General features: G+C 33.2%; 14 protein-coding genes. 6 read left to right on the top strand and 8 right to left on the bottom strand.

Annotated elements, in window-relative coordinates:
• Window positions 1-58: 58 nt before the first annotated feature.
• The 4 genes from DPN68_RS03105 (at window position 59) to lptB (ending at window position 3,053) form a co-directional block, all read left to right on the top strand.
• Window positions 59-1,024: a KpsF/GutQ family sugar-phosphate isomerase gene (locus tag DPN68_RS03105; RefSeq protein ID WP_113988135.1), complete on the top strand. Its 966-nt coding sequence runs from the start codon at window positions 59-61 to the stop codon at window positions 1,022-1,024.
• On the top strand, window positions 1,024-1,845 hold the full coding sequence (tatC, locus tag DPN68_RS03100; protein WP_113988134.1) for a twin-arginine translocase subunit TatC: 822 nt from the start codon (window positions 1,024-1,026) through the stop codon (window positions 1,843-1,845). Before DPN68_RS03105 ends, tatC begins: the two co-directional genes overlap by 1 nt.
• Before the next feature lie 3 nt (window positions 1,846-1,848).
• Window positions 1,849-2,199 carry a carboxymuconolactone decarboxylase family protein gene (locus DPN68_RS03095; RefSeq protein WP_113988133.1) on the top strand — a complete coding sequence of 117 codons (351 nt, stop codon included), beginning with the start codon at window positions 1,849-1,851 and terminating at the stop codon, window positions 2,197-2,199.
• Window positions 2,200-2,312: 113 nt separating this feature from the next.
• A complete protein-coding gene (gene lptB, locus DPN68_RS03090; protein WP_113988132.1) occupies window positions 2,313-3,053 on the top strand; it encodes an LPS export ABC transporter ATP-binding protein in 741 nt (246 codons plus the stop codon).
• 70 nt (window positions 3,054-3,123) lie between these two features.
• Here the strand turns inward: lptB and DPN68_RS03085 are convergent, their stop codons facing one another.
• From DPN68_RS03085 to DPN68_RS03060, 6 genes are read right to left on the bottom strand one after another with little or no spacing between them, the layout of a single operon-like run.
• Window positions 3,124-3,573, bottom strand: a complete 450-nt coding sequence (locus tag DPN68_RS03085) for a sterol desaturase family protein (protein ID WP_113988131.1) — start codon at window positions 3,571-3,573, stop codon at window positions 3,124-3,126.
• The gene (locus DPN68_RS03080; RefSeq protein WP_113988130.1) at window positions 3,573-4,412 is read right to left on the bottom strand and encodes a phytoene/squalene synthase family protein; all 840 of its coding nucleotides are present in this window, start codon (window positions 4,410-4,412) and stop codon (window positions 3,573-3,575) included. Before DPN68_RS03080 ends, DPN68_RS03085 begins: the two co-directional genes overlap by 1 nt.
• 42 nt (window positions 4,413-4,454) lie before the next feature.
• Window positions 4,455-5,909: a phytoene desaturase family protein gene (locus DPN68_RS03075; protein ID WP_113988129.1), complete on the bottom strand. Its 1,455-nt coding sequence runs from the start codon at window positions 5,907-5,909 to the stop codon at window positions 4,455-4,457.
• Window positions 5,910-5,968: 59 nt separating this feature from the next.
• Window positions 5,969-6,862, bottom strand: coding sequence for a MerR family transcriptional regulator (locus tag DPN68_RS03070; protein WP_113988128.1), 894 nt, complete (start codon window positions 6,860-6,862; stop codon window positions 5,969-5,971).
• 40 nt (window positions 6,863-6,902) lie between these two features.
• Complete coding sequence (locus tag DPN68_RS03065) at window positions 6,903-7,763, bottom strand: glycoside hydrolase family 25 protein (RefSeq protein WP_113988127.1); 861 nt, start codon at window positions 7,761-7,763, stop codon at window positions 6,903-6,905.
• A gap of 6 nt (window positions 7,764-7,769) precedes the next feature.
• Window positions 7,770-8,504, bottom strand: coding sequence for a CDP-alcohol phosphatidyltransferase family protein (locus tag DPN68_RS03060; RefSeq protein WP_193477827.1), 735 nt, complete (start codon window positions 8,502-8,504; stop codon window positions 7,770-7,772).
• A 181-nt stretch (window positions 8,505-8,685) separates the two neighbouring features.
• On the opposite strand from DPN68_RS03060, the gene DPN68_RS03055 reads away from it, so the two are divergent.
• A complete protein-coding gene (locus tag DPN68_RS03055; RefSeq protein WP_449404199.1) occupies window positions 8,686-9,762 on the top strand; it encodes a putative type IX sorting system protein PorV2 in 1,077 nt (358 codons plus the stop codon).
• A 574-nt stretch (window positions 9,763-10,336) separates the two neighbouring features.
• Window positions 10,337-11,446, top strand: coding sequence for a lipoprotein N-acyltransferase Lnb domain-containing protein (locus tag DPN68_RS03050; RefSeq protein ID WP_157958494.1), 1,110 nt, complete (start codon window positions 10,337-10,339; stop codon window positions 11,444-11,446).
• Between the two features lie 311 nt (window positions 11,447-11,757).
• On the opposite strand, the gene DPN68_RS03045 is transcribed toward DPN68_RS03050, so the two are convergent.
• A complete protein-coding gene (locus DPN68_RS03045; RefSeq protein ID WP_113988125.1) occupies window positions 11,758-13,140 on the bottom strand; it encodes an exopolysaccharide biosynthesis polyprenyl glycosylphosphotransferase in 1,383 nt (460 codons plus the stop codon).
• Window positions 13,141-13,405: 265 nt separating this feature from the next.
• Complete coding sequence (locus tag DPN68_RS03040; RefSeq protein WP_239986993.1) at window positions 13,406-14,080, bottom strand: glycosyltransferase family 4 protein; 675 nt, start codon at window positions 14,078-14,080, stop codon at window positions 13,406-13,408.
• Between the last annotated feature and the right edge of the window lie 163 nt (window positions 14,081-14,243).

Genomic DNA, 14,243 nt, shown 5'->3' with positions numbered 1-14,243 from the left:
ATTTGCAAACATAAAGATACAATTTTCTTTAAAATAACAAAACATTAATTTCATTACTTTGAACACAACGAAAAACATTCTAGAAGCTGCCAAAAGAACCATTTTGGAAGAAAGCGAAAGCATAGCAAATTTAGTCCATTACCTAACGGATGACTTTGCCGCTTGTGTACAATTAATCATGGCTTCAAACAACCGATTGGTAGTTACAGGAATTGGAAAAAGTGCCATCATTGCTCAAAAAATAGTAGCCACATTAAATTCAACAGGAACACCTTCTTTGTTTTTGCACGCAGCAGAAGCCGTTCATGGCGACTTAGGAATGGTACAAAAAGGCGATGTTATTATTTGCATTTCAAAAAGCGGGAATAGTCCTGAGATTAAAGTATTGGTTCCGCTACTAAAACGTTTTGGCAACACTTTAATTGGAATGACGGCCGATAAAAACTCGTTTTTAGGAAAAGAATCACACCATATTCTTCATGCATTTGTAGAAAAAGAAGCGTGTCCAAATAATTTAGCACCAACCAATAGCACCACAGCACAATTGGTTCTTGGAGACGCTTTGGCTGTCGCTTTAATGGAAGCTAGAAATTTCAAAAGTGAAGATTTTGCTTTATACCATCCTGGTGGCGCATTAGGAAAAAAATTATTGCTTCGTGTGAAAGATATGCTTGACACAACGCATCGTCCAGCTGTACTTCCTTCAGCTAGTATAAAGGAAGTGATTATGGAAATTTCGGAAAAACGCCTAGGAGTTACTGCAGTTTTAGAAGACAACAAAGTTATTGGAATAATTACGGATGGTGATATTCGTAGAATGTTGAACAACAATGACAGTTTTACACATTTAGTGGCAACAGATATTATGACCAAAAATCCAAAAAATATTAGTTCAGACACCATGGTTGTAGATGCATTAAATATTTTAGAAAACAATGCCATAACACAACTGGTTGTTATTGACAACGAAAAGTACCAAGGAATTTTACATTTACACGACATTTTAAAAGAAGGAATTGTATAATGGCTAAAAAACCTGCAAACGAAATGTCTTTTTTAGACCATCTAGAAGAACTAAGATGGTTACTGATTCGCTGTACAATTGCTGTTTTAATTGGAGCAACTGTCGCGTTTTTTTTCAGTGATTTTATTTTCGATCAAATTTTATTTGGTCCAAAAAATCCTGATTTTATTACCTACCGCATTTTTTGTGATTTGTCGCAAGAATTCGGTTTAGACAAAAGTTTATGTGTTACCGAAATTCCCATGCGTATTCAAAGTAGAGAAATGGGCGGACAATTTTCTGCACACATGTGGACATCCATTACTGCAGGATTCATTATGTCTTTTCCAGTGATTCTATACTTTTTTTGGAATTTTATCAGTCCGGCGTTATACCAAAACGAGAAGAAATATGCAAGAGCCTTTGTAATAGTAGCCTCTTTATTGTTTTTTACGGGAGTACTTTTTGGATACTATTTAATAGCACCTTTGTCGGTTAACTTCCTAGCCAATTACAATGTGAGCAACGAGATTTTTAATGATATCGACTTAGCTTCTTATATTAGTCTGCTTCGCTCGTCTACAGTTGCTTGTGGTGTCTTTTTTGAATTACCCGTTATTATCTATTTTCTTACTAAAGTAGGCTTAGTAACGCCCACTTTTTTAAGAACCTATCGCAAATACGTTTTAATCATTGTATTAATTTTATCCGCAATTATTACACCACCCGACGTAATGAGTCAAGTTATTGTAGCTATTCCAATTATGATATTATATGAATTGAGTATATTAATAAGTGTCGTAGTATTAAAAAACAAAGAAAAAGAAATTATAAAAACCTAAAAAATGGCAGATTTAGTAAAAGAATTCAATGATTATCGCGCTAAAATGAACGAAAAATTACTAGCCGATAACAATAAAATTGTAAAACGAATTTTCAATTTAGATACCAATGCTTATGCGGAAGGCGCTTTGGATGTAAAAACCAAAGAACTACTAGGATTAGTAGCTTCAGCTGTTTTGCGTTGTGACGATTGCATCAAATACCATTTAGAAACTTCCTATAAAAATGGAATTACTAAAGAAGAAATGATGGAAGCTATGGGAATTGCTACTTTAGTGGGTGGATCTATCGTGATTCCACACTTGCGAAGAGCTTATGAATTCTGGGAAGCACTTGAAGAAAGTGTTCAGTAATCAGTAACAGTATTCCGTTTAAGTTAAAACAAAATTAAAGTAAGTTTTAGCATTAAATAAAATGTATACATTTACAAAAAAATTGCACATTGCCTAATTGACAAATTAAAAAAATGAAATTAAGAGCAGAAAATTTAGTCAAAACCTATAAAAAAAGAAGTGTAGTAAAAGGGATTTCCGTGGAAGTAAACCAAGGAGAAATTGTGGGTTTATTAGGGCCAAATGGAGCTGGAAAAACGACTTCTTTCTATATGATTGTAGGCTTGGTAAAACCAAATAGCGGCAATATTTACCTTGACGACATGGATATTACCAATTTCCCAATGTACAAAAGAGCTCAGCATGGTATTGGCTATTTGGCACAAGAAGCTTCGGTTTTCAGAAAATTGAGTATTGAAGACAATATTTTAAGTGTATTGCAATTAACAACCCTTTCAAAAGAAGCGCAAGTTGCTAAAATGGAAGAATTGATTGCCGAATTTTCATTGGAACACATTCGTACCAATAGAGGCGACTTACTTTCTGGAGGAGAAAGACGAAGAACAGAAATTGCTCGCGCATTGGCAACAGATCCAAAATTCATTTTATTGGACGAACCATTTGCAGGAGTTGACCCAGTTGCAGTAGAAGATATTCAAAGAATTGTTGCCCAATTAAAAAATAAAAACATCGGGATTTTAATTACCGATCATAACGTACAAGAAACTTTAGCAATTACCGATAAAACCTACTTAATGTTTGAAGGAGGCATTCTGAAGGCAGGAAAACCAGAAGAATTGGTAGAAGACGAAATGGTAAGACGTGTGTACCTCGGACAAAATTTCGAGTTGCGAAAAAAGAAATTAGAATTCTAAAAAACGAAAAATCTCAATCAAAACGATTGAGATTTTTCTTTGGTAAAAAACAAAAACAAAAAACAAAAATTTACATTCGGAAATACTTCTTCGGAACATTTAACATCCCGAAACATTCTCCTTCTTCTTTTCCTAAATGTTTATGATGTACTTTATGCGCTTTTCGCAAGCCAACTAAATATTTATTTTTGGTATTCTTAAACCATTTAAATCGTTGGTGAATTAAAACATCATGTATTAAAAAGTAAGCCATACCATATAGTAAAATACCTAAACCAATAAAGAATAAATAATTCAATTCGGGTTGAACCCCATAATAAAACAACAGGATACTTGGAATAGCGAAAATGGCAAAAAAAGCATCATTTTTTTCGAAAATTCCTTGGTATTTCGGTTGGTGATGATCTTCGTGTAAATACCACAAAAAACCATGCATTACAAACTTATGCGTACACCAAGTAACCATTTCCATAACTAAAAAAGTAACTAGCGTAGTTCCTATAAATAATAAAATTTCCATTAAGCGATAATATTGAATTGATAACGTAAATAAGATTTGCTCAAAATTACTAATTTTAAAGGATTTGAAATACGAATTCGAGCATTTAAAAATTCCTCAGGCTGCGTTTTGCTGATTTTATTCATTAAACTTCTGTAATAACGATAAGCCGTATAAACACCAAACTTAGCCTCAACAGGCAGTTGCAAAATTCCTTTGAAAGCCTCTTCAAAATCAGCTTCGATTTCAGCTACGATTTGCTTTTTATTTTCATTGGTTAACGATGAAAAATTAATTCCAGGAAAATAAATACGACCTAAAGTCTCGTAATCGTGTTTCAAATCACGTAAGAAATTCACCTTTTGAAAAGCGGAACCCAAACGCATCGCACTAGATTTCAACTCTTCATAACGCTTTTCGTCTCCCGCAACAAACACTTTTAAACACATTAGACCAACAACATCAGCCGAACCATAAATATATTCTTCGTACTCTGCTACAGTTTCGTATTCCTTTTTAGTCAAATCCATTCGCATGCTTTTCATAAACGGCGGAACCAAATCGTGTAACTTATACTCATGAACCACACGTTGAAAAGCATTCAAAACGGGATTCAAGCTAATTTTACGTTCCAATGCTTTTTCATATTCAGCTTCAAACTCATCTAACAAAATTTCTTGATCGTATCCTTCAAACGTATCTACAATTTCGTCAGCAAAGCGCACAAAACCATAAATCGCATAAATCTCATCTTGGATTTTGGGCGATAACATTTTAATAGCTAGCGAAAAAGAAGTACTATATTTTTTGGTAATCTTTTTACTACACTCTAAAGAAACTTCGTCAAATAGTGCTTTCATAGGCAACAATATTTTTTTGTGTAATTTTTATAAATATACTAATTATAAGTTATTGATTATCTTTTCGCTAACTATTTTTCCAGAAATTATGGATGGCGGAACACCAGGTCCAGGAACGGTTAATTGACCTGTAAAATATAAACGATCTACTTTCTGACTTTTTATCTTAGGACGAAGAAATGCGGTCTGTGTCAAAATATTAGCCAAACCATAAGCATTTCCTTTGTACGAATTGTAATCTTTTATAAAATCATTCACACAAAACGACTCAATAAATAAAACGCTCGAACGCAATTCTTGATTGGTTGATTTTTCTAATCGATCCAATATGATATCAAAGTATTTCTTTCTTATGGCTTCATTATCTTCTAAACCAGGCGCAATTGGAATTAAAAATGTAGCGGCTTCTTTTCCTTCAGGTGCAAAATACGAATCCGTAATAGAAGGAAAACTAGCGTAGTACAATGGGTTCTTAGGCCAAACTTTTGTGTCATAAATTTCTTTGGCATGAGGCTCAAATGGCGCATCAAAAAACAACGTATGATGTTCCACATTTTTAATTTTCTTATCAAAACCTACATAAAACAATAAGGAAGAAGGAGCAAAAACTTTTTTATCCCAATAACTTTCAGAATACATCCTATTTTTTTCTTCTAACAATTGCTCTGTGTGATGATAATCCGCACCACTTAAAACTACATCTGCATGTTTCTTTTCTCCATTAACTACCAATCCTGTAGCACTTCCATTTTCAACAATAATTTCAGAAACATTGGCATTAGTAACAAACTTCACACCCAATTCTCTAGCTAAAGTCTCCATTGCCAAAACTACACTATACATGCCATTTTTAGGATGCCAAGTACCTAATCCGAAATCAGCATAATTCATGAAGTTATAAAACGCAGGCGTATTGGATGGTTTTGCTCCTAAAAACAATACAGGAAATTCTAGAATTTGAATCAGTTTTTCATTAGTAAAACGCTTACGCACTTGCTGACTAACGGTTGAGAAAAACTGACTAACACGTTGAATAGTTTCAAAACTCACTAATTCCAATGGAGAATCACCTGGTTTGTAAACCATTTTTTCCACTGCAATGGCGTAATTTTCTCGTGCTTCATCTATAAAAGCTTGTAATTTGGCACCACTTCCCTTTTCTATAGTTTCGAAAGTTGCTTTTATATCGGTTAAATTATCCGCAATAGTAACTGATTCGTTATCTTTAAAATACACCTGATAAGCAGGAGTTAATTTAAAAAGCTCGTAATAATCTGATACACTTTTACCAAAATCATTAAAAAACTTTTCAAAAACATCGGGCATCCAATACCATGTTGGCCCTATATCAAAATGAAAACCATCACGATGCAACTGGCGTGCTCTTCCACCAACGGTAGCATTTTTTTCAAAAACAGTTACTTCATGACCTGCCTTCGCTAAATAACAAGAAGCAGACAAAGAAGCAAACCCTGAACCAATTATATGGATTTTCATAATTACAATTTTGTTTAACAAATGTAGTGTTTTTATTAAACAAAACAAATAGTTTTACATTAAATTTCAGCTAAGAGACTTTCTATGCCACTAAATTTGCGAATTTGATTAGGCAATTGATCAACGTATTGGGTTTGTTTTCCCAATGCCCAAAGCTGATTCGTAGTATTTTCTAATATTCGAGTTGAAAATTCTTCCAGATAACTTGTCATCTCTTCAGGAGTAGGTGAAACAGTAAAATAAGAAATAAAAGTAATATCATCAAAATGATTAATAAAATCCTGTAAATCTTCTAAAGGAATATTATCACCAAGAAAAACCGTTTGATACCCTTTTTGGATCAATTCAGCATTCACAAACATCAATCCCAAGTCATGTACTTCGTTATTGGGTAAAAACAAGATAAAAATTTTATCATTTGTGATAGGTGTATTAAGCTGAAGATTTTCAATAATTGAATTTAATTTCTGCTTAATTAAATAACTAATAAAATGTTCATGCGAAGGCTTAATAGTTCCAGTTTGCCATAAAATACCAATTTCATCCAAAAGCGGAATAAAAATATTATAAAAAACATCTTTGAATGATTTGTCTTTGCAAACCTCATCGTAGACTTTATGAAACAACTGCGCATCAAAATTTAGCATCGCAATTTTAAAGTCATTAATAGCTAACTCTCTTTTACTTTTATCATTATAAATAGATTTTACTAACTCTTGACGTTCAGCTTCATTCAATTTTGCGATTTTTGAAATCTTATATCCAAAATTATTTAAGAAACTTACATTTAATAGGTTAGTTAAATCTTGATTTTCATACAATCGTATGTTATTTTCAGTACGCTGAGGCGTAAAAATTTGATAGCGTTTTTCCCAAATTCGTATGGTATGAGCTTTAATACCCGAAAGGTTTTCTAAATCTTTTACCGTGAAGATTGTTTTTACTTTGTTCATCTTTTTTTGAATTTGATTAAACAAAAGTAATCAAATTTATCTAATACACAAGTTTACTGCGCAAATAAATTATATTTCCATTAAAAATATTGACATCTACAGGTCCTTTAATTCCAGAAACTTGCGCCTTTTCTGTGAACTGCCAAAGCAACCAATGCGATTCGGGTTGGTTACGCCAAAAATTATAATTGGCAATCCAAAAGGGATAATCCGAAAATTCTTTTTTTAAGAAATCGTTGTAATAACTTTCGCCAGAATAAATGATAGGTTTTACTTTGTAATGTTTTTCTACTTTGGTTAACCAACGCTTCAAACCCACTTTCAAACTATCTAAAGATTGTTTTTTGGGTAATTGTTCAATATCCAAAACGGGTGGAAAATCTCCAGGTTCAAGTTGTACTGTTTGTATAAAATTCTCCGCTTGTTGAATCGAATTTTCATTGGGACGGTAATAATGATAAGCACCCCGAATAAACTGATGTTTTTTTGCTTGTTTCCAATTTTCTTTAAATTGACTATCTACTTTATTTTTTCCTGCCGTAGCTCGAACAAACACAAATTGCAATTGAAACGTATCTTCTATCTTTCTAATTTCATCCCATTGAATATTCCCTTGGTATTGCGAAACATCAAAACCAACTACTTTATCAGGATGTTTGGATAACACTTCATAAATGCGAATGTCTGCGATTTTTCGTTCTTCTTTGGAAAGTGCATTGACATTTTTATTGGTTTTAAATCCCAAATAATACAAAATCCCATCACGAAATTGATACACTGTAAAGGTTGCAATTACCAATGCCAAAAAACTAATACTAAAAAGAAGGATTCGGGTAGTCCAACTCTTTTTTGTTTTTCCTTTGGAATTCGCGCGGCGCGTATATGACTTTTTAGTAGCCAAAAATAATTACTTTTTAGAATGAAGTACTAAAGATAAACCAATGTAAGAAAATATAATAATTGGAATAGCTACAAAACCTAAAACCAACAATAGTACCAATGAAAATCCTAGAAAAGAAAGTTGCAATTTACTGGTTTGCCAAGAAAAAGATTTTACTTTTAAAGAAAACAAGGGAATATTAGCGTTCAATAAATACGAACTTACCAGAGTAATAAATAACAAATAATACGGGTTAGAAAGTAACTCCGTCAACCATGTCCAGCTACTGAAATACTGTATCATAGGAATACTCATGATTAAAATAGCATTGGCAGGCGTGGGTAAACCAATAAACGATTCGGTTTGTCTGGTATCAATATTAAAATTCGCTAAGCGATAACAAGAAGCAATTGTGATTAAGAATCCTAAGTAAGGTACAAAACCCATATAAAAATATTCTTCAGTCAAATAATAAATGGAAGTATCGTCTTTTTGAATGTTATCAAACAACTTAAACATCAACAATCCCGGAACTACGCCACTAGTAACCATATCGGCTAAAGAATCCAATTGCAATCCTAACGGTCCAGCAACATTGAACTTTCGTGCCAAAAAACCATCCCAAAAATCAAAGAAAATACCCAAACTGACAAAAATAAAGGCTTCATCAAAAAAGCCATTAAAAATAGCAATCAAAGCCAACAAACCAGAAGCTAAATTCAATAAAGTGATAGCATTGGGAATGTGTTTTTTAATATCCATGAAAACAATGTTAGTTAAACGTCTAATTAATAAAATGAAGCAAATAAAAACAAAATCGTCTCAAAATTCGTACCTAAAAAAGAATACGTATTAAGATAAAGCAAATGTAATACAATATTGTAATACTTTTAGAGTTTAGTATTTAAGAATTTTATTAGATATTTGTAAAAATAATTAGCTGTTGAAAAAGAGTTTTATAATTGGTCTTCTTCTAGGTAGTCTTTCCATTGCCTACGGACAAACTGTGCGTAAATATTCCAATGAATTTTTGAACATTGGGGTTGATGCGGCTGCTTTAGGTATGAGCAATGCAGTAGTAGCACACACAGGCGATGTCAATTCTGGCTATTGGAATCCAGCAGGATTAATTAAACTCGAAGACAAACAGTTTTCCTTAATGCATGCCAATTATTTTGCGAATATTGCCCAATACAATTATGCGGGTTTCGCTATGCCCATTGACGACAGAAGTGCTATTGGAGCTTCTATCATCCGTTTTGGAGTAGACGATATCTTAAATACAACCCAATTAATCGATAGTCAAGGAAATATTGACTACAACAGAATTTCTCTATTTTCAACAGCGGATTATGCGCTAACGGTATCCTATGCCAGAAGTTTACCTATTGACGGGTTAAATTATGGAGTCAATGCCAAAGTCATTCACAGAAAAATTGGTGATTTTGCCAGCGCTTGGGGATTTGGATTTGATTTAGGTATTCAATACATCAGTGATGATGAAGATTGGAAATTTGGAATTATGGTACGCGATATTACCACGACATACAACACTTGGACCATCAACGAAGAAGAGTTTAACAAAATTAGAGACGCAGTTCCAGGCGAAAACCAAGAATTGCCAGAAACGAGTGAAATCACCTTGCCAAAAGCACAATTGGGAGTAGCCAAAAAATGGATTATTCGTTACGATTATAGCCTAACAGCAGCAGCTAATTTAAACACCCGATTTACCAGAACCAATGATATTATTTCAACCAATGCAATGAGTATTGACCCAGCACTCGGTTTTGAATTTGGTTATATTGAGTTAATTTATTTACGCGGTGGTGTGGGAAATTTTCAGCAAATCACACAAATTGACAATACCAGCAAATTAAGCTTTCAACCTAACTTCGGACTGGGTTTCAAATATCGAGGCATACAAATTGATTACGCTTTAACCGATTTAGGAAACCAAAGTGCCGCCTTGTATTCCAATATTTTTTCGGTAAAAGTAGATTTGGATTTGTTTAGGTAATTTGAGAGAATAGAAAATAGAGATTAGAAGTTAGAGGTTAGATTTTCGGATGTTTGTTTCAGGTTTCAAGTTTGTGGTTAATTGTTAATGGTTTTTTTGGTTAATTTTTGAACTTGTTCTTGATTTTTGAAATTGAACTTGAACTTGAATTTTTTGGAACACAGGTTGATAAAATTTTAGAAATAGTTAAAATCTTATCTGAACTTTTAAACGTAAACAAACTAGACTTTTAAAAAACTTTTATGACTTTTATGTTTTAATATTTGAAATTGATTTTGAATTTGAATTCATTTTTTTGGAATGCGGATGAAGCAGATTTGACAGGTTTACACTGATTTTTAAAAATACAGTCCGCTAAAGCGGTTTCAGATTTTGACGGATTTTAAACGTTGGAATTTGGAATTTAAAATATTGGAATTTTTAAACTTGAATTTGAACTTGTTCTTGTACTTGAAATTACTCCTGTTTCTGTCATTCCGAGCTTGCGAGGAATCTCCTACGAAGTAGGCAAATGTTTGAGCGGAGCAAAAAGACAACAACAAACCATAAACAACAAACTATAAACAATAAAAAAATGATAAAAAAACTAGTCGTTCTACTATTTCTTTTAACAACTACTTTATCTTTTTCCCAAACCCTTTCCGAAAAAGCGACCATAAGCATCCTAAACTGCGGAACGGGAAACGAATCCTATTCCCTTTATGGCCATACAGGTATTAGAATCAATGATCCCTTACAAGGAATTGACATTGTATTTAATTATGGTGCTTTTGATTTTGAAACGCCTAATTTCATGTTGAAATTCGTAAAAGGTGATTTACAATATTTTGTAACTGCGAATTACTATCCCGATTTTGAATACACCTATCGCTACGAAAAACGTTCCATATACGAACAAGAAATTGACCTTTCCAAAGAGCAAAAAGAGCTTTTATACAAACAAATACTTCTCTCCGCAAACTCAGACGAAAAATTTTATACGTATAAATTTATTGACCGCAATTGTACTACTATGGTTATTGATAAAGTGAATGCTGTTCTAGAAGGCAAACCTATCACTACTCTAAAACCAGTAACCATTAGTTACCGAGAAATACTATATCCGTATATGGAAAATCATTTTTTTGAAAAATTAGGAATCAATATCATCTTCGGAACCAAAGTAGACCAACCCGCCGAACGCCTATTCTTACCATTGGAATTAATTCAATCCTTAGAAAATACAGAAATTAACGGAAAGCCATTAGCAAAACCTACAAAGACAATTTACGAAGCACCAGAAAATGATTACCAACCCAATCCATTCAATAGTATTTATACACTAATTATCGTACTTGGACTTATAATTTTAGTTAGAAAAAAAGGACTAACCCAAAGTTATTTTATCCTTTTAGGTAGTTTAGGTCTTTTCTTTTGTTTGGTAGGTTTATACTCCCAACATGAAGAAGTTCTTTGGAATTACAATGCGTTTCTTTTCAATCCTATCTATTTGCTATTAGCCTTTTTCTACTTCAAGAAAAACCAAAAAGGAATTGTAAAAACAGGTCAAATCTTAATATTCTGTTTATTGGGCTATTTAGTTTACATGCTTGGAAAAATCCATTTACTTATTGTTTTGCCTTTTATAGTTACCAATTTTCTATTGGTAGGAAGATTGATTTTGGAAAATAAAAAACTGGTTTAAAAAGAACAATAGCAAAAATCAAGAGCAACTTCAAAAATCAACAACAAACCACAAACCTAAAACTTAAAAGTGAAACGTCTCTGTGCAACTCTCTCAACACAATCCTATTCAAAAAAACTCCGTGAAACTCTGTGTAAAACTTCGTGAGACTTTGTGTTACAAAAATCAAGAACAACTTCAAAAATCAACTTCAAACATTAAACTTAAAAAAATAATTTAACCATATAAGACATATAAGTTCAAAAAGAGATTCCTACGGAATGACAAGTTTGTGGGTAAACCAATCTCTAAGTCTCCCAATCACCCAGCACCTACTGTCCTCTAAAAAACAAAACCGTACTCAACGTCTTCACAATGATGTTAATATCCAAAAACAAGCTGCGATGTTTGATGTAATACAAGTCATAACGCAATTTCATCAAGCTATCTTCTAAATTTTCCCCGTAGGAATAATTCACTTGCGCCCAACCGGTGAGTCCTGGTTTAATCACATGACGCGTTTGATACATTGGAATGCTAGCTGCAATTTTTTCAACAAAAACGGGACGTTCGGGTCGAGGACCAATTAGTGCCATTTCCCCCTTTAAAACATTGATGAATTGAGGCACTTCATCCAATCGCGACTTTCGAAGTAATTTTCCAAAAGTGGTTATTCGGCTATCATTGGTAGAAGCAAAGACAGCACCATTTTGTTCCGCATTTACCACCATAGTTCTTAGTTTGACTATTTTAAAAGGAATTCCATTTCGTCCAACACGTTCTTGTTTGTAAAAAAGCGGCCCTTTATTCCAGATCAAATTAAAAAGGAACACAAACGGGAGAATAATAACTAAACTAAGTAGTCCAATAATAGCAAATACAACATCAAAAATACGAGTATACAATTGGTACAGTTTGTTTTGATTACTTCTGCTAAACGGGAAAAACTTATACAATTCCTTATCATCAAAATGAATAGGAAGTCGGTACGTCCCAGATTCATACACATCGTCATACTGGCGAATCACCACACCGTTTTCAAGTAATTTTAGCAACAAATCATACAAAGCCACATCCATGGTTTTTCTTGATCCATTGGCAACAACTATTTCTGAAATTGCATGCTCTTTTACATAAGATTCCAACTCAGAAAGTGAAATTTCAGGCAATAAAGTAGCTGTTTTTCTTTCATCAGTAGCCACAAAACCATTAACCAAATAATGGGGATTGCCAATACTTAATTCAAAAACCAAAGCTTCTACTTTCTTGCTACTTCCAATGAACACTACACGTTTAATGAAACGATTAGACGCTAAAAACACAATGTATAAATTTCTCCATACAACCAAAGCAAATAAAATAGACAGGAAAAATAAAATAATTTGTAAACGATTAGAAGGTAAAACTGGTGTATAAAAAGGAGTTAACAAATAAAACAAAGTTGTAACCGAAGTAGTTAAAATAATACTTTTGGTAACTTGAAAGCGGTTGCTTGCCACTTGCAAATTATACATTTCAAAAACTGTACCTACTAAATTCAGATAAATAGCAAGTACAATTGTCCAATAAAAATTATCTACTCGAACAGCAAAATAATCAAACCTGAAAAATTCACTAATAAAGTAAAGCGTAAGTAATACAAAAAAAACATCAACCAAACGCAATAATATTTTACGTTCAGAGATTTCAAAATGTATTTTTTTGTTGGGTTTCATAGCTATTCAGTAATACTGCAAAGTAATGAATAAAATTCAAATTGTTAAAAAAACGCTAAAAAAAATTACATAAAAATCAAGAACAAATTCAAACTCAAAAATCAACCATAAAGTATAAACTATGAACCTGAACAAAAAAAACATATAAGTCATAGAAGTTCATATAAGAGAGATTCCTACGGAATGACAAGTTTTGCGGATAAACCCTTCTTCCCATCACCAATCACCCATCACCAATCACCCATTACCAATTACCAATTACCCATCACCCTTTACCCAACACCTCAACCCACATCTCCTTAACCACTTCCCAATCCATTTGAGTGACATAAGAGTGCGCTTTTTGGATTAATAATTGTGTTTGATCTGGTTGTTGTAGAAGTTGAGTTACAGCAGCAACCATGGCATTCGCATCCGCATCTGGAACTAATTTACCATTTACATCGTGGGCAATCAAATAAGGAATTCCACCCACATTGGTAGAAACTACAGGCAAACCCAATGCCATCGCTTCCAAAACACTTACTGGTGTATTATCAAAATGGGTGGTATTGATAAAAATATCGTGTTCCGCTGCCAATTGCCACCAAGCCTCTTTGGTTAGTTGTCCAGTAAAAGTTACTGTTATCCCTAAGGAAGCAGCAACTGCTTTTGTGGTTTGTAAACTCCCATCTTTATCAGGACCCACCATAGTTAAAGTCGCTTCTGGATACGTTTTTTGCAATTGCTGTAAGACACGAACTGCCATTTCAGGATTATAAATAGACGCAAAAGCTCTTACCCAAAGCAATTTTGGTGCTAACGTTGCTCTGTTTTTGAACGTGTATTTCTCTATTTCAATCGCATTAGGAATCAAAACCACATTAGTGAAACCTTCGTTTTCAAAAGCCTGTTTCAAATATCCAGATGGCGCTACGTTTTTATAGGCATTTGCAAACAACCTGCTACACAATTTGGGATTACTTTTAAGACGATTAGGCAAGTTACCCCCGTGCAAAATGGGAATATATTTTATTTTTAAAAGTCGGGCAAGTTGAGCACACAAAAAGGCATACCAAAAAGCCTTTGTACTATAGGTATCAATTAAAATATAAGATACTTTA

The sequence above is a fragment of the Flavobacterium tibetense genome, from assembly GCF_003293845.1.
Taxonomy (GTDB): domain Bacteria; phylum Bacteroidota; class Bacteroidia; order Flavobacteriales; family Flavobacteriaceae; genus Flavobacterium; species Flavobacterium tibetense.
Note: the sequence above shows the minus strand (reverse complement) of the source record. Positions and strands in the feature narration are given on the sequence as shown.

Excerpts from the sequence above, each read along its gene's own strand:
- tatC (WP_113988134.1), top strand. The coding sequence starts at position 1,024 with ATGGCTAAAAAACCTGCAAACGAAATGTCTTTTTTAGACCATCTAGAA.
- DPN68_RS03095 (WP_113988133.1), top strand. The coding sequence starts at position 1,849 with ATGGCAGATTTAGTAAAAGAATTCAATGATTATCGCGCTAAAATGAAC.
- lptB (WP_113988132.1), top strand. The coding sequence starts at position 2,313 with ATGAAATTAAGAGCAGAAAATTTAGTCAAAACCTATAAAAAAAGAAGT.
- DPN68_RS03085 (WP_113988131.1), bottom strand. The coding sequence starts at position 3,573 with ATGGAAATTTTATTATTTATAGGAACTACGCTAGTTACTTTTTTAGTT.
- DPN68_RS03080 (WP_113988130.1), bottom strand. The coding sequence starts at position 4,412 with ATGAAAGCACTATTTGACGAAGTTTCTTTAGAGTGTAGTAAAAAGATT.
- DPN68_RS03075 (WP_113988129.1), bottom strand. The coding sequence starts at position 5,909 with ATGAAAATCCATATAATTGGTTCAGGGTTTGCTTCTTTGTCTGCTTCT.
- DPN68_RS03070 (WP_113988128.1), bottom strand. The coding sequence starts at position 6,862 with ATGAACAAAGTAAAAACAATCTTCACGGTAAAAGATTTAGAAAACCTT.
- DPN68_RS03060 (WP_193477827.1), bottom strand. The coding sequence starts at position 8,504 with ATGGATATTAAAAAACACATTCCCAATGCTATCACTTTATTGAATTTA.
- DPN68_RS03050 (WP_157958494.1), top strand. The coding sequence starts at position 10,337 with ATGATAAAAAAACTAGTCGTTCTACTATTTCTTTTAACAACTACTTTA.
- DPN68_RS03045 (WP_113988125.1), bottom strand. The coding sequence starts at position 13,140 with ATGAAACCCAACAAAAAAATACATTTTGAAATCTCTGAACGTAAAATA.